21 protein-coding genes and 1 riboswitch are annotated in these 19,141 nt (G+C 58.6%); of the genes, 5 read left to right on the top strand and 16 right to left on the bottom strand.

Going from position 1 to position 19,141, the window contains the following annotated elements:
* Complete coding sequence (locus tag LG301_RS06110; RefSeq protein ID WP_404474317.1) at positions 1 to 321, bottom strand: hypothetical protein; 321 nt, start codon at positions 319 to 321, stop codon at positions 1 to 3.
* 311 nt (positions 322 to 632) lie between these two features.
* Here LG301_RS06110 and LG301_RS06105 point away from each other — a divergent pair, with 311 nt between their 5' ends.
* Positions 633 to 761: a hypothetical protein gene (locus LG301_RS06105; protein ID WP_404474316.1), complete on the top strand. Its 129-nt coding sequence runs from the start codon at positions 633 to 635 to the stop codon at positions 759 to 761.
* Positions 762 to 866: 105 nt separating this feature from the next.
* Here the strand turns inward: LG301_RS06105 and cobO are convergent, their stop codons facing one another.
* The 7 genes from cobO to LG301_RS06070 form a co-directional block, all read right to left on the bottom strand.
* A complete protein-coding gene (gene cobO / locus LG301_RS06100; RefSeq protein ID WP_281996987.1) occupies positions 867 to 1,478 on the bottom strand; it encodes a cob(I)yrinic acid a,c-diamide adenosyltransferase in 612 nt (203 codons plus the stop codon).
* Positions 1,479 to 1,497: 19 nt separating this feature from the next.
* A complete protein-coding gene (locus tag LG301_RS06095) occupies positions 1,498 to 1,938 on the bottom strand; it encodes a YtoQ family protein (RefSeq protein ID WP_263069450.1) in 441 nt (146 codons plus the stop codon).
* Between the two features lie 83 nt (positions 1,939 to 2,021).
* Positions 2,022 to 3,335, bottom strand: coding sequence for a cobyrinate a,c-diamide synthase (locus LG301_RS06090; RefSeq protein ID WP_404474314.1), 1,314 nt, complete (start codon positions 3,333 to 3,335; stop codon positions 2,022 to 2,024).
* 1 nt (position 3,336) lies between these two features.
* Positions 3,337 to 4,140 (bottom strand): ABC transporter ATP-binding protein, encoded by an 804-nt coding sequence (locus tag LG301_RS06085; protein ID WP_404474312.1) that lies wholly within the window; start codon positions 4,138 to 4,140, stop codon positions 3,337 to 3,339.
* On the bottom strand, positions 4,140 to 5,063 hold the full coding sequence (locus LG301_RS06080; RefSeq protein ID WP_404475190.1) for a FecCD family ABC transporter permease: 924 nt from the start codon (positions 5,061 to 5,063) through the stop codon (positions 4,140 to 4,142). The genes LG301_RS06085 and LG301_RS06080 overlap by 1 nt, the downstream gene beginning before the upstream one ends.
* 47 nt (positions 5,064 to 5,110) lie before the next feature.
* A complete protein-coding gene (locus tag LG301_RS06075) occupies positions 5,111 to 6,001 on the bottom strand; it encodes a cobalamin-binding protein (protein WP_404475188.1) in 891 nt (296 codons plus the stop codon).
* Positions 6,002 to 6,014: 13 nt separating this feature from the next.
* Positions 6,015 to 7,829, bottom strand: a complete 1,815-nt coding sequence (locus LG301_RS06070; RefSeq protein WP_404474310.1) for a TonB-dependent receptor domain-containing protein — start codon at positions 7,827 to 7,829, stop codon at positions 6,015 to 6,017.
* A gap of 141 nt (positions 7,830 to 7,970) precedes the next feature.
* Positions 7,971 to 8,220, bottom strand: a riboswitch (cobalamin riboswitch).
* 74 nt (positions 8,221 to 8,294) lie between these two features.
* Between LG301_RS06070 and LG301_RS06065 the strand changes: the two genes are divergently transcribed.
* A complete protein-coding gene (locus LG301_RS06065) occupies positions 8,295 to 8,912 on the top strand; it encodes a hypothetical protein (RefSeq protein WP_404474308.1) in 618 nt (205 codons plus the stop codon).
* Positions 8,913 to 8,917: 5 nt separating this feature from the next.
* On the opposite strand, the gene LG301_RS06060 is transcribed toward LG301_RS06065, so the two are convergent.
* Genes LG301_RS06060 through cobT form a run of 8 tightly spaced genes read right to left on the bottom strand, consistent with a single transcriptional unit; the run spans position 8,918 to position 15,110 of the window.
* The gene (locus tag LG301_RS06060) at positions 8,918 to 9,343 is read right to left on the bottom strand and encodes a bifunctional adenosylcobinamide kinase/adenosylcobinamide-phosphate guanylyltransferase (protein WP_404474306.1); all 426 of its coding nucleotides are present in this window, start codon (positions 9,341 to 9,343) and stop codon (positions 8,918 to 8,920) included.
* The gene (locus tag LG301_RS06055) at positions 9,295 to 9,948 is read right to left on the bottom strand and encodes a histidine phosphatase family protein (protein ID WP_404474305.1); all 654 of its coding nucleotides are present in this window, start codon (positions 9,946 to 9,948) and stop codon (positions 9,295 to 9,297) included. Before LG301_RS06055 ends, LG301_RS06060 begins: the two co-directional genes overlap by 49 nt.
* Complete coding sequence (gene cobS / locus LG301_RS06050) at positions 9,885 to 10,655, bottom strand: adenosylcobinamide-GDP ribazoletransferase (protein ID WP_404474303.1); 771 nt, start codon at positions 10,653 to 10,655, stop codon at positions 9,885 to 9,887. Before cobS ends, LG301_RS06055 begins: the two co-directional genes overlap by 64 nt.
* Entirely contained in the window at positions 10,652 to 11,206 is a 555-nt protein-coding gene (locus LG301_RS06045; protein WP_404474301.1) for a bifunctional adenosylcobinamide kinase/adenosylcobinamide-phosphate guanylyltransferase, read from the bottom strand. Before LG301_RS06045 ends, cobS begins: the two co-directional genes overlap by 4 nt.
* Positions 11,190 to 12,326, bottom strand: a complete 1,137-nt coding sequence (gene cobD, locus LG301_RS06040) for a threonine-phosphate decarboxylase CobD (protein ID WP_404474300.1) — start codon at positions 12,324 to 12,326, stop codon at positions 11,190 to 11,192. Before cobD ends, LG301_RS06045 begins: the two co-directional genes overlap by 17 nt.
* The gene (gene cbiB / locus LG301_RS06035) at positions 12,323 to 13,324 is read right to left on the bottom strand and encodes an adenosylcobinamide-phosphate synthase CbiB (protein WP_404474298.1); all 1,002 of its coding nucleotides are present in this window, start codon (positions 13,322 to 13,324) and stop codon (positions 12,323 to 12,325) included. The genes cobD and cbiB overlap by 4 nt, the downstream gene beginning before the upstream one ends.
* On the bottom strand, positions 13,318 to 14,034 hold the full coding sequence (locus tag LG301_RS06030; RefSeq protein WP_404474296.1) for an adenosylcobinamide amidohydrolase: 717 nt from the start codon (positions 14,032 to 14,034) through the stop codon (positions 13,318 to 13,320). The genes cbiB and LG301_RS06030 overlap by 7 nt, the downstream gene beginning before the upstream one ends.
* A complete protein-coding gene (cobT, locus tag LG301_RS06025) occupies positions 14,031 to 15,110 on the bottom strand; it encodes a nicotinate-nucleotide--dimethylbenzimidazole phosphoribosyltransferase (RefSeq protein ID WP_404474294.1) in 1,080 nt (359 codons plus the stop codon). Before cobT ends, LG301_RS06030 begins: the two co-directional genes overlap by 4 nt.
* A 273-nt stretch (positions 15,111 to 15,383) precedes the next feature.
* Here cobT and edd point away from each other — a divergent pair, with 273 nt between their 5' ends.
* From edd to LG301_RS06010, 3 genes are read left to right on the top strand one after another with little or no spacing between them, the layout of a single operon-like run.
* The gene (gene edd, locus LG301_RS06020) at positions 15,384 to 17,273 is read left to right on the top strand and encodes a phosphogluconate dehydratase (protein ID WP_404474293.1); all 1,890 of its coding nucleotides are present in this window, start codon (positions 15,384 to 15,386) and stop codon (positions 17,271 to 17,273) included.
* Positions 17,273 to 18,238 (top strand): glucokinase, encoded by a 966-nt coding sequence (gene glk, locus LG301_RS06015; RefSeq protein WP_404474291.1) that lies wholly within the window; start codon positions 17,273 to 17,275, stop codon positions 18,236 to 18,238. Before edd ends, glk begins: the two co-directional genes overlap by 1 nt.
* A 16-nt stretch (positions 18,239 to 18,254) precedes the next feature.
* Positions 18,255 to 19,124: an aldo/keto reductase family oxidoreductase gene (locus tag LG301_RS06010; RefSeq protein ID WP_404474289.1), complete on the top strand. Its 870-nt coding sequence runs from the start codon at positions 18,255 to 18,257 to the stop codon at positions 19,122 to 19,124.
* Positions 19,125 to 19,141: the final 17 nt, after the last annotated feature.

Below are 19,141 nucleotides of genomic sequence, written 5' to 3'. Positions count from 1 at the left end.
CTAAAAATTGTTATCCCCGTTATGCTTGGCTCTATTTCGATAAGTTACTTTAGGACCTTTATAATCTTTTTCTTTATCATCCTCGTCGACCTCACTTTCCTCACTTCTCCTAACAGTTTTATCTTTTTGTTTTAATACAGCCATCAAGAGTACAAAAAAAACAGCTGCAACTATCAAAATAGTCAGCCCAAACATCCTATCACTGCCAAACAGTTCAATTATTTCTTCACTATAAACATGGCTAATAACCAAATGGGCAAGAAAGGCAATAACACCAACTGCTCCTGTTACCTTAATCACGTCTAACCAAGTCTTATCCATAAAAAAACCTATTTCTTTGTAGCTATCAATGATAATTTGGGGCATACGCTATATTTAAAATAACAATATTTTTTCTATAGCAGCCATATAACGCCGGTAAACGTACCCTCGCGTTTTATGACGTTTTCTAGCCAACAGCATTCTCACAATCCGTTGCCTTACAAAATATCAGGCTAACCACTAGGCAGCATATCCAAAATTCGCGTGCCCACTCATTTTTCTCTGTTCCATCATACTCTATTCATAAATTTGGCTTAGGTCACGCAGATTTTTGGGGGATTGTGCTGGATCAACGGGCGGGTGTTTGGTGAGTGCAGCACTTAAGATATTTGATTGCTTATGGCGCGGTAGATGGGCCGCTAGTCGCCGCCTTCGCGCCGGGCCGCCGCTGCGGGTGCCTTTGGGGGTTGGGTGGTGCCATTGATGATGTGGCGTATTAGGGGCGGCTGGCGCCGCCCTCTGCGGGTGCCTTCTTCGCTCCGTTGCTCTCGCTCAGTCGTTACGCCGCGCTACTATTCACCATTTAATAACCGCCCTTCTCACCCTTAAAGCTCAATCCCCTTCTGGGCTTTGATGCCTTGGTCTTTGAAGGCGTGTTTGACCACCTTCATCTCAGTGACAGTGTCGGCAAGGTCGATGAGCTGTTGGGGGGCGTAGCGGCCGGTGACGATGGCGTGCTGCATTTCGGGGCGGGCTTGTAGGTCGTCGAGGACTTGGTCTAGGTCGAGGTACTCGTAGCGTAGGGCGATGTTGAGTTCGTCGAGCAGTACCATGTGGTAGCTGTCGTCTTGGAGCATGCGCTTGGCTTGTTCCCAGGCGGCGTTGGCGGCGGCGACGTCGCGTTCGCGGTCTTGGGTGTCCCAGGTGTAGCCTTCGCCCATTACGTGGTAGTCCACATTAGGCAGGTTGCGGAAGAAGGCCTCTTCGCCGGTGCTGAACGCGCCCTTAATAAACTGCACCACGCCAACTTTCATGCCGTGGCCTAGGGCGCGGGCGAGCATGCCAAAACCGGAGCTGCTTTTGCCTTTGCCGGGGCCGGTGAGCACCAGCAAGATGCCCTGCTCTTTATCGGCGCGGGCAATGCGCTCGTTCATGATTTTTTGCTTGGCCGCCATGCGCTGGGCATGGCGTTCCGGGGTTTTGGCATTTTCGCGCATGGGGTTTCCTTGGAGTAATTTACGCTTTCAGCACGTAGCGCAGGGTTTCCACGACTTGATCGGTGGTGGTGCACCAGGCTTGTGCTTGGGCGTCGACTTCTTTCAGCGGGTGAACAATCTCTTCGCTGTGCAGGGTGATGTAGGGCTTGGCCAGTGCCGCGCAGTAGCCTGCGTCGAAGGCGGCGTTCCACTGCTTGTACTTGTCGCCAAAGCGCACCACCACCAAGTCCGCCTGTTCGATCATCGTACGGGTGCGAATGGCATTCACTTTGGAGGATTGGTGGTCGCGCCAGAAGCCGTTCTCCGGTTTGCCCAGGTGGTCGCCTGCGGCATCAGAGGCGTCGTGGTCAGTGACCGGGGCGGTAAATACGATATCCAACCCAGCGGCGTCTGCGCCACGCTGAATCTCTTCACGCCAGTCGGTGTGAATCTCGCCGGAAAGGTAAACGTAAAAGCTCATGGTGGCTCCTCAATAGTAAATGTGGGTAATTAGCCGCCCTATCATAGCCCACATACACTTTATGAAAAAACATTCCAAAAAAATTACTGGGCCACGATTTGCAGTGTTTGCCCGGTAAAAATATCCGCGACCAGCTTTGGGGCAGAGGGGAAATAGCCGTGGAAATAGCTGGCTACCAGCGCGCCATCACGGTAGATCGGTTCGGCTTCGCTACCGGCCAGTTTGCGGGTGCGGGCCAGCGGTTGCATGGAGGTTTCCAGCAGCGAGTGGTGGTAGGTGTGGCCGCGCAGCTCGCCGCTTTGGGTGTGCAGGCTTTGTAGGCCTAGCGCTGTCAGCTTACCAGCCATTTTGGCGGTGCCAGGCAACAGCCCCATCATCGTGTGGCTTGTGCCTTCGCCGTCTACCAACTGCTCTACACAGCTCATTAGCCCGCCGCACTCGGAAAGTATTGGCTTGCCTGCGCGGTGGTGGGCGCTGATCGCCTCTCGCATAGGTTGATTAGCACTAAAGCGGGCGGCGTGAAGTTCCGGGTAGCCACCGGGCAGCCAGAGGGCATCGCACTCTGGCAGTGCGGAGTCGTTGAGGGGTGAGAAGAAGTGCAGCGTCGCGCCCATCTCTTCTAACACATCTAGATTTGCGCGATAGATAAACGCAAAGGCGTCGTCTTTGGCGATGGCGATACGCACGCCGCTTAGGTACTGCGGTGCGGGCGTGGGGGCGTCGGCGCTCAGCGTTACCCGCTTGGGTAAGCGGCCTAGCCCGGCTTCCTCTAACACTTTAGCGGCGGCATCTAACTGGGCATCCAGGCCGCTCAGCTCGCTGGCTTGCACCAAGCCTAAGTGGCGGTCGGGGATTTTCATGGCCTCGTGGCGGGGAATGGCCCCTAGCAGCGCAATGCCTTCTGGCATGCTCTCATCCAGCAGTTTGCCGTGGCCGGGGCTGCCGATTCGGTTGGCAATCACTTCGTGAATAGCGAGATCCGGGTGGTAGTTGGCAAGCCCCTGGGCCACCGCGCCGAAGGTTTGCGCCATGCCCCAGGCGTCAATCACCGGCAACGCGGGGATGCCTGCCAGAATGGCTAGGTCTGCGCTGGAGGGCGAACCATCAAACAGCCCCATGGAGCCTTCCACTAAAATGACATCAGCCTCTTGGGCGGCTTTCGCCAAGCGCCAGCGACATTCGTGTTCGCCGGTCATCCAGGGATGAAGCTGATACACCGGCTGGCCGGAAGCGATCTCTTGCACCATGGGGTCTAGGTAGTCGGGGCCGTGTTTGAACACCCGCACGGTGCGGCCCGCGTTACGGTGCAGCCGCGCCAGCGCCGCCGTTACCATGGATTTTCCCTGGCCGGAACCGGGGGCGCTGATTAACGCTGCGTGCGCTTCACCTTGCAACATGTCACTTCCTTGAATTAATCGGGTGGTCGGTAAGGGGTGCCTGAATGGGCACAAACACCGGCGCGCCGTCCACTTCTACCGTAGCAAGCCGCTGGCGGTAGAGCCGCTCTAGGGCGCTGGGCACCAGCATAGTGTCCCGCGGCCCCCAGCAGGCTTCACCGCTGGGGTAGAGCAGCAAAATGTGGTCGCACCAGCGGGCGGCTAGATTTAAATCATGCAGGCACATCATTACCGCGCTGCCCTGGGCGGCCTGCTCGGCCATTAGCGCCATCACCGCGCTTTGGTGGTGTAAGTCGAGATGGTTCGTGGGCTCGTCTGCCAGCCAAATCTTCGGCGCTTGGGTGAGCACCGTGGCCATCGCCACCCGCTGGCGTTCGCCGCCGGAGAGCGTGCTCACCAAACGGTCGCGCAAATGCGCCACATCTAACTTTTCCAGTGCCGCTTCAGCTCGGGCGTAGTCGTCGGCCCCTTCCATCTGCCATAAAGAAAGATACGGGTGGCGGCCAATCAACGCGGTCTCCAGCACCGTGGCGGGAAAGCCGTCCAGGCGCTCTTGGAACACTAGGCCAAGTTCACGGGCGATGTGGCGGCGGCGCAGCTGAGTAAGCGGTTTATTGCCTATCAGTACCTGCCCAGAACGGGGGGCGTTTAAACCGGCCAGTGTGTGCAGCAGCGTGGTTTTACCTGCGCCGTTAGGGCCAAGCACACCCCACACCTGCCCTGGTGCAACGGTTAGGTTCAGTACCGTGCCTTCGCTGCGCCCCGGCACGTTGATGATCAGCTCTTGAGTCGCCAGGTGAGTCATCAGCGGCTCCGGTAGAGCAAAAAGAGGAAGGTCGGCACGCCCAGCAGCGCAGTAATCACGCCCACGGGCAGCTGTTCCGGTGCGATCATGGTACGGGCGAGCGTATCTGCCAGCACCAGCAAGGTGCCCCCTGCCAGGGCGCAGGCGGGTAAAATTAAGCGCTGGTCGTTGCCTAGCAGCAGGCGCAGCAGATGCGGCACCACCAAGCCAACAAAACCAATACTACCTGCGGTGGTGACCGCTGCCGCCGTGAGTAGGCTGGCAACGATGTAGATACCCCACTCTAGCGGGCGCACGTCCACCCCCAGCGCGGCCGCCTGCTGAGGGCCACGGGCCAGCACATTCAAGCTTCGCCCAAGCGGTATAAGCACAATGCAAATCGTCAATAAAAGCAGCAGCGGCGGCCAGGGGGTGCGGGCGTAGGAGAGATCGCCCATTAGCCAATACAGCATGCCCGGCAGCCGCTCGGCAGGGCTAAGGGCCAACATCAGGGTAATTACCGCGCCCCAGCCTGCAGCCACTACCACGCCAGTTAACAACAATCGTGAAGGAGTCCAGCCACCGCTGCCGTGGGCAAGGCCAAATACTAAAAAGGTCGAAAACAGCGCACCGGCAAACGCCGAGCCTGAAATCAGCACGCCGCCCACGCCTGCCAGCATGGCCGCCAGCGCACCAATCGATGCCCCGCCGGAAAGCCCCAGCACGTAAGGGTCTGCGAGCGGGTTACGCAGCAGCACCTGCATCAACGCGCCTGCCACGGCCAGAAGCCCACCCACAGCGAAGGCGGAAAGCGCCCTGGGAAGGCGTAAATCAACCACCATGGTGCGCGCCAGTGCATCCCCTTGCCCTTGTGCCACCGCCCACAGCTGGCCAATGGAAAGCTGGGCACTGCCCACCGCTAAGGCGAACAGCATAGCGGCCATGGCAATCAGCACCAGCAGGCCAAGGGGTTGCCACAGGCGCGCGGCCACTATGAGGCCCTGCGCTTTTGGCGGGATTGTTCAAGTTTGTCACACAGAATCTGCGCGCCTTCCAGCAAACGCGGCGTGGGGCGCTGAATAAGGGACGGCGGTACAAAATAGAGACTCTCTTCCGCCACGGCCGTTAGGTTGGAATACTGCTCCCAGTGGGTCAGCCAGTGGCGATTCTCTTCGCCCATGCCCCCGGCAATGATGGCTTCTGGGTTGGCGGCCAGCACGGCTTCGTCATCGAGCCTGGGCACTAACCGCCGCTGATCACCAAACACGTTCTCGCCGCCGCACAGTTGCACTACTTGGCCAATAAGATGCTCGTCATTAACGCTCATCAATGGCTCATCCCACACCTGGTAGAAGGTACGCACCGGCTCGCGTTCAGCGTAGCGCGTGGTTAATTCGGCCATTCCTGCTCTGAAGTCATCGGCAACGGCCTGCCCGGCGGTTTCGGTGCCCGCTAGCCGCGCTAAGCGCTCAATGGTGTAGGCGACGTTTTCAACCGTGCGTGGTTCGATGTAAAACACCGGCATGCCCAATGCTTCTAGCGTTTCTAACTGCTCGGTGGGGTTTCCGGTCACCCACCCGATGACTAAATCTGGCGCTAGCCCGACAAGGGCTTCTAAATCGATGCGCGTATGGCTCCCCACCGACGCAACTTCTTCGGCTTCTGGGGGGTAATCACTGTAGCTCACCACGGCAACGACTTGATCGCCTGCGCCTGCGGCGTAGGTCAGCTCTGTTGCCCCTGGTGAAAGCGTGGCAATACGCCGTGCTGCGTTGTGCAGGCATACTTCGCGGTCACGATCATCCACCACGCAGCGTGAATGGTCGTGGCCCTGGGCGGGTATGGTTATGAGCAAAAACGCGAGGCCCAAGGCCCCGCGCATTAACCCACGTTGGCTACTGGCCAAAGTGAACACTTAAGAATCCTGCTCGGCCTGCGTTGATGTAGTCAGCGCCATCAAAAGAGCGCGTTGTCACGTAGTCTTGATCAAGCGCGTTTTCCAGTGTGACACGAGCGCTCCATAGCGGAGCAAATTGCCAACCTGCGCGTAGATTGACAAGACCATAGCCGCTCAAACGGTCTTGGTTTTGCGCATCACGGTAGCGGTGATTTTGTGCTACCCAAGAGCCTCCCACTGACCAATCGCCCAGCTCGCGGTCTACGTCTAGTCGTAGGCTTTGCGAGGCGCGGTTTTGCAAACGCTTACCGGTCAGCCGATTTTCGGGGTCGGTGTAAGTCACCGCGGCTGCAAGTGTCCAATCGCCGGCTTCCACCCCAGCGGCCAGCTCTGCTCCGCGAATGCGGGTTTCAGGCACGTTAAGTTGAAGCCCTTGGCCCGCAATCAGGTTGTCGATATCGGTTTGGTAAAGCGCGGCGTCCCAGAACCAGCGGTCGAACTGGCCACGCAAGCCAACTTCGATGGTTTCAGAAGTTTCTGGCTCTAAGTCGGGATTACCGGAGTAATAGCCTAGGTCTGGATAATAAAGCTCGTTGAAATCAGGAGCTCTAAAAGCCGTTCCGTAGCTCAAGCGAACTGTATAAGCTTCACTGACATCATAGCCTAGAGCCAAGCTTCCTGTAGTTTCACCACCATAAGCTTGGTTATCATCGTGGCGCAAACTGGCTTGCATCACTACTGGGTTAAAGTCAAAAATTGCCTGACCAAATACGGCATGATTGTCTCTACTTTCTTCTGAAAAAGCGCCAAGCCCCGTATCACTACCGGCTACGCTGTCTTCCACTGACTCGATGCCGATTACAAATTCATGCTTATCCACATTTAAGGTGTTCTGCAACTTAACAGACTGTGTCTTAGTGATGAATTGGCTCGAATAAGCTGGCGTCACAGTCTCGTCACGCGACTCGCTCAATGTAACTCGACTTCTCCAACTTGAAGACCAAGGAATCTCTCCATAAATGCCTGCTACTTGCTGAACAATATCGGATTCACCACCATCAAACTCTGTGTTTCCTACTGCTCTTAGCGCCAACACGCCCGCTTCAGCTCCGTTGTCGAAGATGTGAGAGACTCGCGCCAGCGCTGAAGTGTTTTCGTAGCCTTTGTCGTCACCGTCACGGCGAACCGGCTGCCCGTCGGTCGTAAGATGGCTGCCGGAGAAGCTGTAACGAGTGCCGCCCTCTCTCCCGCTAATGCCCGCACTTAGCCGCTGGGTATTGAACGAGCCACCCCCTACCGAGATGCGTGGTTGTGGGCCTTCTTCCTCACCTTCGGGGGTAAACAGTTGGATAACGCCGCCCATGGCATCGGCGCCGTAAAGGCTGCTACGAGGGCCGCGAACGATTTCTGCTCGGTCGAACATGCGAGGCTCTAAATGCTGCCATGCTGCTCCTCCAGTAGTCGCAGAACGTAAACGAATACCATCAATCAATAAAACGGAGGCATCGTTACTGGTTCCTCGCAAATAGACACTACTGTTTTTACCGAAGCTGCCATTGCTGGAAACATCCACCCCCGGCTGGCCGCGCAGCAGATCGGTAATATTTACGGGGTCTTGGCGACGCAGCGTGGCTTCGTCGATCACCGTGACCGAAGAAAGACTTTCATTGGCGGTGCGTGGCGCCAGCGCTGCAGTGACGACGACGGGGTTTAGCGCGTCAGAGGAAGGAGATGGTGATTGAGCCTGAACAGCCATCGGCAGAGCCGCCAGCGTAAAGGCCGCGAGCGTGGTGGTATGAAAACGATTCAACATGGAAGGTCCCTTGCTCACTGTGCTCACCCGCACAGCGTGTTTTTTTGACCGAGCAGAGGAAAACCAAGGGAACATCGGCAGCGTGAAAACCACCAGCATCACCCTGAGCCGCCCTCCGCGTCTCGGTTTGAAGTGGTTCATTTAGAACCATCACTCTTAGGCCGGTCTCCGGGCTGACGAGCGAAAGGCCGCTTTTCAAAAGCGCGAGCCCTTTCTGAACGACCACCTTCCCATGCGTTAGCACAGTGGCGTCTTATAGCCGTTCTTGTCTCGATCACCGTTGCGGGGGCAGCGTTGGATTCACACAGCTCATTTACAAAGCGATGTTCACCAACTTCCCGTTTAACTGATGGTGTAGGGCACCACCAGCACCTGAGAGTGCGCGTAAGCTAGCAAGTTGCTGTGGGGAGGTCAATTAACAGTGAACTGCTAGAGTGAGGGCAGCGCACCGACAAGGAGATACTTATGGCCGATTCTTCAGTAGCCAATGTGCCGCGCTGGCTAAAGCTGGCCTTTACGCTGTGGATCCTGATATGGGCACCAAGCTACGTCGTGCTGCTGGGTGCGCAAAACTTTTTCTGGCTATGCAATGTAGCGAGCTTTCTGCTGCTGGCGGCACTGTGGAGCGAGCAGCGCACGCTGATGTCGATGCAGTGGCTGGCGGTGGCACTGGTGGGCAGTTTATGGAGCCTGGACGTTGCCACAGCGGCGCTTACAGGCACACATCTTATCGGCGGCACCGAGTATATGTTCGACCCTGAGCACCCGCCCATAGCGAGGGCCATGTCGCTCTACCATGTGGTACTGCCACTGGTGGCAGGCATAGGCGTCGCCAAGCTAGGCTACTCGCGCCGTGCCCTGCGGTGGCAAACGCTGCTGACCTGGATCGTGCTGCCAACGACCTACCTGTTCACCGAAGCCGAGCGCAATATTAACTGGGTGCATGGCCCCTTCGGGCAGCCCCAGGACACCCTCGCTCCACTGCTCTACCTCTTCCTGCTAACACTGGTGTGGCCGCTGGTGATTTACCTGCCTGTGCATCTTTTAATGATCGGCTGGCAGCGCTGGCGGCGCCTGCGGTAAACAGGCTACTTAATTGCCATTACCAAGCCGTGCCTCACATTCCACACCTGCTCGGCTTGGGCGGCCGCGTCTTGATTAAACCAGCCGTTTAGATCGCGCAGGCGGCGCTGTTCGGGTTGCATAGGCACAATCCCACGCCCCACTTCCGTGGTAATGATAATCAGCGGCGCGCTTAACGCATCGGCGCGCTGACAAAGCGTGGCGATATCGCCCTGCCACTGCTGACGCAGGGCATCATGGCCCGTGTTGTTAAGGGCGGCGCCCAGCCACTCAAGCACGCCGGTAATAACCAGCGGCCGTTTAGGCTCAAGCGCTTGCTGGCAATCGCTCAACGGTTGAGCACTATCAAGCGGCCACCAGTAAGCTGCAGGAAAGCGGGCGGTTACAGCGTCGCGCTTTCCTGCGCAGGCACCGCCGATGAAGAGCTGCATTGCCATTCCCCTGTTCCCTGTGCGTTTTGCTGATAAACAAGCTGCCAGCGCCGGCCTTGGGCTTGATGCACAATGCCATCCCAAAAGCCCACGGTTTCAAAACGCCGGCGCAGCTCGCGAATCACCCCGCCGTGGGTGACGGCGAGAATCTTTTGGTGATTTCCCGCATGGGCATTGGCGGCAAGGTCATCGAGCCAGGCATCCAATCGCGCGCGTAGCTGGCCGGAGGACTCGCCGCCGGGAATTTGCAGCTCGCCTACGCTATCAATCCAGGCGCGGTAGTGGGGCAACGCTTTTAATTCGTCGTACACCTTACCCTCGTAGTCGCCAAAATCCAGCTCGCGCAGGCGCGGCTCCAAGCTTACCGCCGTGCCCGGCTTTGCCGCGCGGGACCACGCAAGAGTTTGTTGGCAACGCTGCAAATCGCTTGAGTAGATAGCATCAAAGTGCTCATCGGCCAGCGACTCCCGCAGTGCCAACAGCCCTTCTTCGGCATCTGGAAACAGCAGCGGAATATCTTGCTGGCCTTGATAGCGGCGCTCTAAATTCCAGGCGGTGATACCGTGGCGAACTGCCACCAGCTCCACACTAAGATCATTAACCAAAGCTCTCCTCCTTCAATGGTGGCGCCAACCATATCGCCATTAATCCCGTTAAACAGTCGCAGCAAAAGCCAGCGCATTAGTACCACAAAAACAGTGACCATTAGCCATATCAACACGACGGCAGGCGCCAACAGTACAAGCAACGCCAGTGGCAATAGCGCAAGCGCTACGTCTTTATGGCTAAGCGACTGCTGCCAGCTCCACGCCAAGCCCTTCTGCTGCGCGCAGGGCGTTAGCACCAATAAGGCAACGCCCGCCCAACGCCCTAGCGCGGGCACTATCAACAGCCACCACAAAGGCGCCTGATAGGCCACCAACGCCCACAGCAGCACCGCCTTCCAAGCGAGCAGAAACACCAGCGCCAGCATCCCAAAGCTGCCGATTTGCGGGTCTTTCATGATTTCCCAGCGACGCGCTAACGGCTGGTTGCTGCCTAGCGCATCGGCAATGTCCATGACGCCGTCTAAATGCAGCCCGCCGGAAAGCGCCACCCACACGCTTAATACGGCTAATGCAGTAATGGGCGCGGGTACGTTGTGCATCATGAACGCTATCAGCGCCAGCACGCTGCCTATCATTAACCCCACTAGCGGATAGGCGCGCACGGCCCAGCGCCGGATGTCGGGCGTCCAGGGAACGACGACGGGTATGGGAATACGGGTAAGAAACTGCAGCGCCAGCAAGAGACCTAATAAAGCATTTTTCACCGTGGCAGCTCCTTGTTTCCCTTCCATTCCAGTGCACAGCCCGCGACGACTTCGAGTACGGAATCTGCCTCTGCCGCTACCCAGCGGTGAGCACGCTGAAGAAAGGCCAGATAGCGCCATGTTTCAGTATCGCTGGGCGGCAGCGCTTCATTGATATCGTTAGAAACAATCACTAAATGCACGCGGCGTGCTCGGGCATCAGCAAGTGTCTCTGCCAGCAGCGCTAAACCCTCCTCTTCGCTTAGCTCGCTGGCATACAACACTTGGCTAGCCCATAGCGTTAGGCAGTCCAGCAGTACCGCGCCACCGTCTGGCACGTTAGCAATCGCTTGATCAATACGTAGCGGCGCCTCTAGGGTTCTCCACTGCACGCCCTGCCACTGCGATTGCCTAGATTGACGGTGACGGGCCACTCGTTCGGCCATCTCGTCGTCGTACACATCGGCGGTGGCTAGGTAGTAACAGGGCGAGTTACCTGCAGCGCTTACTACCTGCTGCTCAGCAATCTCACTTTTGCCCGAGCGCGCCCCGCCGCTAACAAACACAATCATTGAGCACCTTTCTCAACACGCTTATAAGCCGTTGATTTGCAGGGGCATCGCGCAGCGCTATGCGCAGCCATTCACCGTTTAGCCCATAAAAATTATGGGTGTGGCGCACCAGCACCCCATGGCGCAGCAAACCTTCAAACAGCGCATCGCTTGTAATGTCCCCCCTGCGCTGCTCAATGCCGGGGCGAATAAGAAAAAAGCAGGCGTGGCTGGGCACAACCTCTAAACCTAGCTGTTTCAGCGCCTGCGCCATGGCCGGGCGCTCGCTGGTTAGCCAATGCGAGGTGGCATTGGCGAACGCTTTATCCGCCAGCAGCGGTGCCACCAATTCAGCCGCAAGGTGGTTGACGCTCCAGGGCGGCTGGTGACTCTCTGCCGTTTGAATCGTCGCCTCACTCGCCAGCAGGTAACCCAGCCGCAGGCCCGGCAGGGTATAAAACTTGGTCATGGAGTGCAGCAGCATCAGATGCGGATAGCGCGTCAGCAAGGGTGCCAGGGAAGCCTTTTGTGGGCTATCGCCCGCCATATCGACAAACGCCTCATCGACCACTACATGACAGCCCATTGACGCCGTGCGCTCCAGCAAGGCTTCCATTGCCGCGCTATCGATAAGCGTAGCGGTAGGGTTATTCGGGCGGCATAGAAATAGCACGTCGATGCCGTCAAGCCCTGCCATTAGTGTGTCTACCTCAAGCGTAAAGTGCGGCGGGCGCAGCGCGATTTCGCTGACGGTGAGCCGGTGGGCGCGGCAGGCGCGGGCATATTCGCCAAAGCTTGGGGTCACTATCGCCGCTCGCTTACCCGCGTGCAGTGCGGCAGCTAGAAAAATAGCCTCTGCACCGCCGTTGGTTAGCAACACCTGCTCAGGCTGAAGCTGATGATGGGCGGCGATGGCCTGCCGGGCAGTGGCGTAGTCCGGCGCGGGGTAGTGCTCAAGGCCTACCAGCTGCTTTGTTAGCCAGCCTCGCACCCAAGCGGGTGGGCCTAGCGGATTAAGATTAGCGCTAAAGTCTTCCACTGGGTGATCTGCGGGCAAAGCAAAATGCGCCAGCAGCGCATCCGCCTGGCCGCCATGCGTGGGCCATGCAGGGCTGTTGCATGCACGACTAGGCGTACTCATAACAGCCCCCGAAGAGTAAGCACCAGCGCAGTGACGCCAACCGCTAGCAGCATAAACAGCAGCCATGCGCCGTGCATTAAACGTACGGTGGCAGTGATATGCGCTAAACGCAGCGGCTCAAGGGATTCGCCTAGCGTGGCGCGATGGGACGCCACGCCCTGGTAGAAATTGGTGCCACCTAACCGCACGCCGAGCAAACGGGCCACCATGGCCTCAGGCCAACCGGCATTGGGGCTTGGGTGGCCCGGCGCATCGCGGCGGGTGCCCTGCAGCGCGCCCTTCCACCGAAGGGGTAAAACACCCGAAATACTCAATAGCAGGCCAGCGAACCATAGACACAGCGCAGTTAAACGCGCGGGAATCCAGTTAGCCACATCGTCCAGCTTGGCAGAGGCAAAGCCAAAATCGCCATAGCGTTGGTTTTTGTAGCCGATCATTGAGTCCAGGGTATTCACCGCCTTGTACGCCAGCGCCAGCGGCGCCCCGCCGATAAGCGCAAAAAACAGCGGCGCGGTGATGCCATCCACGGTATTTTCCGCCACGGTTTCCACCGTGCCCCGGGTAATTTCTGCCTCATCTAAGGTTTGGGTATCACGCCCAACAATCATTCCCAGCGCTTGGCGTGCGGCGGGCAAATCGCCTTTGCTAAGCGGCCCTGCCACTGCCCGGGCCGCATCGCCCAAGCCTTTAATCGCCAGCGTCGTGGAAAGCAGCCAAAGCTCGGCAAGCAACGCCAATCCTGGGTGCAGCTTGGCTAACAATGTGAGAAGCAGCCAGCTAGAGAACCACACGCCGCCAACTAGCGTAATGGTTAAAAAAGTGCCGCTTAACCTACGCTGCTGCGCCGTACCGCGGTTCCAAAGCCGCTCATAGCTGCTAATCGCCCGCCCCATCAGCACCACCGGGTGCGGCAACGAGCGCGGGTCACCGACGATCAAATCGATGACAATCGCAATGGCAACTAGCCCAACGGTTGAGAGTAATAACGGCGTTAGCACGCTGACGCCCTCATTTGTGAAAGCGACAGCGAACCCAACGTTGCTTGGTAAACCGCCTCACCCAGTGCGCGCCCAATGGGGGTGCCAGAACCGGCATAGGGCGTGGTGGCACCACGCTGCGTAGCCGCAATGGAGACGCTATCGGTAGAGGTGCCGGTGGCGGGCGTGCCGCTATAAGGATCTTTTACGCCTATCTGCCGGAGCGCCTGCACTTTGGCTTCTGTGGCACTTAAACAGGCATTAACGAAGGCGCCATCGGTTAAGTGGGCATCTAAGAAAACAAACGTATTGATGGTGCCAACCTTGGGCGCGGTGCGTAGCGCTAAGCGAGGATCGTCCTGGTTTGGAAAGCTAATATCAACGGCGTTGCCCACCCCCGCGGTAACCAGCGCCGTGACGCCGTTGGGTAGTTCACCCAGCGGCCTGCTAACCACACAGGCGCTGTTTAAATGAACGGCGGTCATCATGGCTACCGATGTCAGCGGTAAGTCTTGAGCCAGCAACCACTGGGTTAAATCTTCGTTTGGCGAATGGCCATCGTAGTGCTTATCAACGTGGAAGTTTGCAAAATGACGCACACTGCCAAAACCCTCTCCCACTAACGCGCTGCTCAGCACCCGCAGCGGCATCGCAGAGGTGATCGCTAGGCAGTGCTCGCTGCGGGCAAGCGATAAAGGCTGGCTAAACGGCAGCGTTTCCACCGTGCTCATAACCCTGCTTTCGGGCTAATGCCCGCATCGGCAAATGAGGCCATTTCGTTGAGCATGGCTGCTGCCGCCTGCAGTAGCGGAAAGGCCAGCGCCGCGCCGCTGCCTTCACCCAGGCGCATCCCCAATGAGAGCAGCGGCTTAGCATCAAGCGCTTCTAGCGCTGTGCCGTGGCCCGGCTCGTGAGATCGGTGTCCAAAAATCAGGTAGTCGCGCACTAGCGGGCAAAGGCGGCAGGCCGTGAGTGCTGCCACCGTGGCAATAAAGCCATCCACAATCGCGGGGGTGCGATGCGCCGCCGAGGCTAAGTAAGCCCCAGTCATCGCGGCAATTTCAAGGCCGCCCAATTTGGCGAGTACGTCGAGAGGGTCGTCGGCATTGGCTTGGCGGGCACTAAGTGCACGCTCAATCACCGCGAGCTTATGCGCTAACTGGGCATTATTAATGCCGGTACCGGCTCCAACCACTTGGGCAACGGGTACGCCGGTCAAGGCCGCTAGCATGGCGCTGCTGGCCGTGGTATTGGCAATCCCCATTTCGCCCACAATAATGCAGTTGGCCCCTGCCTTTTTTGCGCGCTCAACCGCCGCCACGCCTTGCTCAATCGCCGCTAAGGCCTCATCGGCGTGCATGGCATCTTCTATCACCATGTTGGCCGTGCCCGCCCGCACTTTAGCCAGGGTAACGCCAGGCAGCGTTAACGTAGATGCGACGCCCACATCGACGATTTCCACATCAGCGCCAATTTGCCGCGCAAATACATTAATGGCAGCGCCACCCTGGGTGAAATTAGCCACCATTTGCGCGGTGACCTCCTGAGGAAACGCGGAAACACCTTCGCTGGCGACTCCATGGTCGGCGGCAAACACCACAACGTGTGGTGGCGTCACGCCAGGCTGAGCACTACCAGTGATGGCGCTTAGCTGAATCGCCAAGGCTTCTAACTCGCCTAAACTCCCGGGGGGTTTGGTCAGCGTATCCAGATAGGCGCGCGTATGTTCAGCAGCGGCGGTATCCACCGCACTGATCCGTGCCAGTAGTACTTGAAGCCGCTGTTTAGCGGTCGGCTCGTTAACCATCGCAATTCTCCACAGGCTGGTGGCGCAGGATAGTAGCAAAAGCAGGACTGCTATACTTGTGCTTTAGCCGCGAAACAGACGCTTACGCACCGCTTTTTATAACATTTCTCAAAGCATCAGGTGCAGCGGCGATAGCAGCCACCCCTTAAGGTAATAAAACTACAAATTAAGCTATAAATAGCGCTTTTATTGCCGTAAAGTCTCTTGTATCGACGCCAAAATATGTAAAATAACTACATAATCGTCACTGTCTCTACCTATGCAGAGGTCTCTATGCCTGGTTCAACACCCGCTACACTCAATCCGACGGTTGCCGAGGTTACCCAACGTATTCGTGAGCGCTCTGCCGAGCGGCGCGCTCTATACGAGCGCCGCATGGCCGACCAGCACAAGCGCGGCGTTCACCGAGGCGAACTCTCCTGCGGCAACCTGGCCCACGGCTTTGCCGCCTGTAGCCCGCAGGAAAAAGATTCCCTGAAGCTGATGAACAGCGCCAACCTGGGGATTATTTCTTCGTACAACGACATGCTCTCGGCCCACCAGCCGTTTGAAACCTTCCCGGAAACCATTAAATCGGCCGCCCGCGCCATGGGCTCTACCGCGCAGTTTGCCGGTGGCGTACCCGCCATGTGCGATGGCGTAACCCAGGGCCAGCCGGGCATGGAACTCTCGCTGTTCTCACGCGATGTGATTGCCATGGCCACCGCCGTGGGTCTTTCACATAACATGTTCGATGCCGCTATTTACCTCGGCGTGTGCGACAAAATCGTACCGGGCCTGTTTATCGGTGCCGCCCGCTTTGGCCATCTGCCCGCCATGTTCGTACCCGCTGGCCCAATGCCCAGCGGCCTGCCGAACAAAGAGAAAGCGCGCATTCGCCAGCTCTACGCCGAAGGTAAAGTAGGCCGCGAGGAGCTGCTGCAAGCGGAGTCCGACTCCTACCACAGCCCCGGCACCTGCACCTTTTACGGCACCGCTAACTCCAACCAGCTGATGATGGAAGTGATGGGCCTGCACCTGCCGGGCACCTCGTTCGTCAATCCTGGCACCGAAATGCGCGAAGCGCTGACCCGCTACGCCACCGAACAGGCCATTCGCAACACTGAGCCCGGCGGCGAGTACCGCCCGTTCTACAAGCAGATCGACGAGCGCGCCATCGTTAACGCCGTCGTTGGCCTGCTGGCGTCTGGCGGCTCTACCAACCACACCCTGCACCTGATTGCCATGGCAGCTGCGGCGGGCATCACGCTGAACTGGGACGATTTCACCGATCTTTCAGCGGTCACGCCCAGTATCATGAAGGTCTACCCCAACGGCCAGGCGGATATTAACCACTTCCAGGCGGCGGGCGGCATGAGCTACCTGTTCCGCGAACTGCTGGGCGCGGGCCTGCTCCACGGCGACATCCCCACCGTGTTTGGCACCGACCTGACCGCTTACACCCAAGAGCCCTTCCTGGAAGATGGCAACGTGGTATGGCGTGAAGGCCCGGAAGACAGCCTGGACGAAGACGTGCTGCGCCCAGTCGCCACGCCCTTCGCTGCCACGGGCGGCCTAACCGTCATGAAAGGCAACCTGGGCCGAGGCGTCATCAAGGTTTCGGCGGTAGCCGAAGAGCACCGTGTAGTAGAAGCGCCGGTGAAGATCTTTGAAGATCAGAACGAAATGAAAGCGGCGTTTGAGTCGGGCGACCTGGACCGCGACGTGATTGTGGTAGTTCGCTTCCAAGGCCCCAAAGCCAACGGCATGCCCGAACTGCACAAACTCACTCCCTTCCTGGGCGTACTCCAGGACCGTGGCTTCAAGGTCGCGCTGGTCACCGATGGCCGTATGTCCGGTGCGTCGGGTAAAGTGCCCGCCTCTATCCACATGAGCCCGGAAGCGCTGGACGGTGGCCCGCTGGCCAAACTGCGCGATGGCGACGTGGTGCGCCTGGATGCCAACACCGGCACCCTGGAAGCCAAAGTGGATGCGGCCACCTGGGCCGACCGCGAGCGCGTAGTGGCGAACCTTGACCACTACCACGTTGGCCTGGGCCGCGAGCTGTTCTCGGGCTTCCGCCACCTGGCGATGCGCGGTGAAGAGGGCGCAGGCTCGTTGGGCGGCTTTGAAGCCGACGATCTCGCTCGTCAGCAGGGGCAAATCTTACAAGAGGACGCCTAATGCGACCGGCACTCATCGGCGATATCGGCGGCACGAATGCTCGCCTTGCGTTGGTCACGCCGGGCGAAGTCACGCCCCACGATATTCTTAATCTGCCCTGCGCCGACTACCCCGGCGTCATTGAAGCGATTCAGGACTATCTCGCCCGGGTAGGCGCAACGGACGAGAATGCCCCGCAAGAAGCCTGCCTGGCCTTTGCCTGCCCCGTTCACGCTGAGCGGGTGAAAATGACCAACAACCATTGGGACTTTATGAAAAGCGACGTTCAGCAGGCGCTGAATCTGTCGCTGTTTAAAGTCATCAATGACTTCACCGCCCAGGCGCTGGGCGTGCCCCACGTGGGGGAAGATAACTTGGTGGAAGTGCAGCCTGGGGAAGCCCAGTCGCACTCTACCCGCTTGGTCATCGGCCCCGGTACGGGGCTGGGCGTGGCCGGAGTATTCCCCGGCCAGCACGCCTGGATTCCGCTGCCCACCGAAGGCGGTCATGTCACCTTCGCGCCTACCGACACCACTGAACGCGCCTTGCTGGACGTGTTTTTACAGCGCCACCAGCGAGTGAGTGTGGAACGCATTCTGTGCGGGCAAGGGCTGTTAGAGCTGTACCAAGCCCACTGCACCCTAGAAGGCCAAGCGCCGCGCTGCGAGACCCCCGCTGACGTGACCCAAGCGGCTAACGAGGGCGATGCCATCGCCACCGCCACCTTGCTGCGCTTTTTGAAAATTCTCGGTGACGTGTGTGGTGATGCCACGCTGACAATGGGCGCACGCGGCGGCGTGTATCTCTGCGGCGGCATTCTGCCTCGCTTATTAGAGTGGCTGCCTAAGTGCGAGCTGCGCTCAAGCTTTGTTAATAAAGGGCGCATGGGCGCGTACAACGCCGATATCCCAGTGTGGATTGTGACTCACCCCTGGACCGGCCTGCTGGGTGCCGCCGAAGCGCTGCATAACGAAGAAGTTTTTTAACAGATTGGGACACGTCATGGCTGCTGTAACGTTCAACGTGACGTTTGTACTCGGCATGATGCGCCTGCATGAAGCGCAAGAGATGCACCAAGCGAGCCATTTAGCCGACTGGATTGAAGCTCGCTTAGAGCAGGGTTTGCACTGGTTCGACCATGCCGACATTTACGGCAACGGAGCATGCGAAACACTGTTTGGCCAAGCGCTGCACGCCCGCCCGGCGCTGGCTAAGCGGCTAAATGTCGTCACCAAAGCCAGCATCGCCAACGACAACCCGGCCCCCGGTTCCGGCAAGGTAAAGCACTACAATGCCAGCCCGGACTACCTAAGCCGCGCCATTGACGATGCGCTGGGCCGCCTGGGCGTCGAACGTCTTGACCACTTTCTGATTCACCGCCCGGACCTGCTGATGGATGCCGCTGCCACGGGGCGCGCGCTGGATGATGCCATCGAGGCAGGCAAAATTGGCGCGGCGGGTATTTCTAACCACCTGCCCAGCCAGTGGCGCAGGCTGCAACGCCATATGCACCACCCGCTTCAGGCCAACCAGATCGAACTCTCCATTGCCCATAGCGCGCCGCTGTTTGACGGCAGCTTTGACGACCTGGGTGCCGATGGCCATGCGCCTATGGCGTGGTCCCCGCTGGCGGGCGGCCAACTGATGCAGGGCGAGGTGAGCCGCGTATTGAACCGTTTAGCAGGCGAGCTTAACAGCACACCCGGCGCGCTGGCGCTGGCATGGCTGCGCACCCTGCCCGGCCGCCCAGCACCGGTGGTAGGCAGCGTGAAACCAGAGCGTATCGCCGATATGCTGAACGGCCCGGAAACGCTGCCCAGAGAAGCCTGGTACGAACTGCTGGAAGCCGCCCGCGGCCACTGCGTCGCTTAACGCGAACCTTTAACGAG

The sequence above is a fragment of the Vreelandella venusta genome (assembly GCF_044809155.1).
Taxonomy (GTDB): Bacteria; Pseudomonadota; Gammaproteobacteria; order Pseudomonadales; family Halomonadaceae; genus Vreelandella; species Vreelandella venusta_B.
Note: the sequence above shows the minus strand (reverse complement) of the source record. Positions and strands in the feature narration are given on the sequence as shown.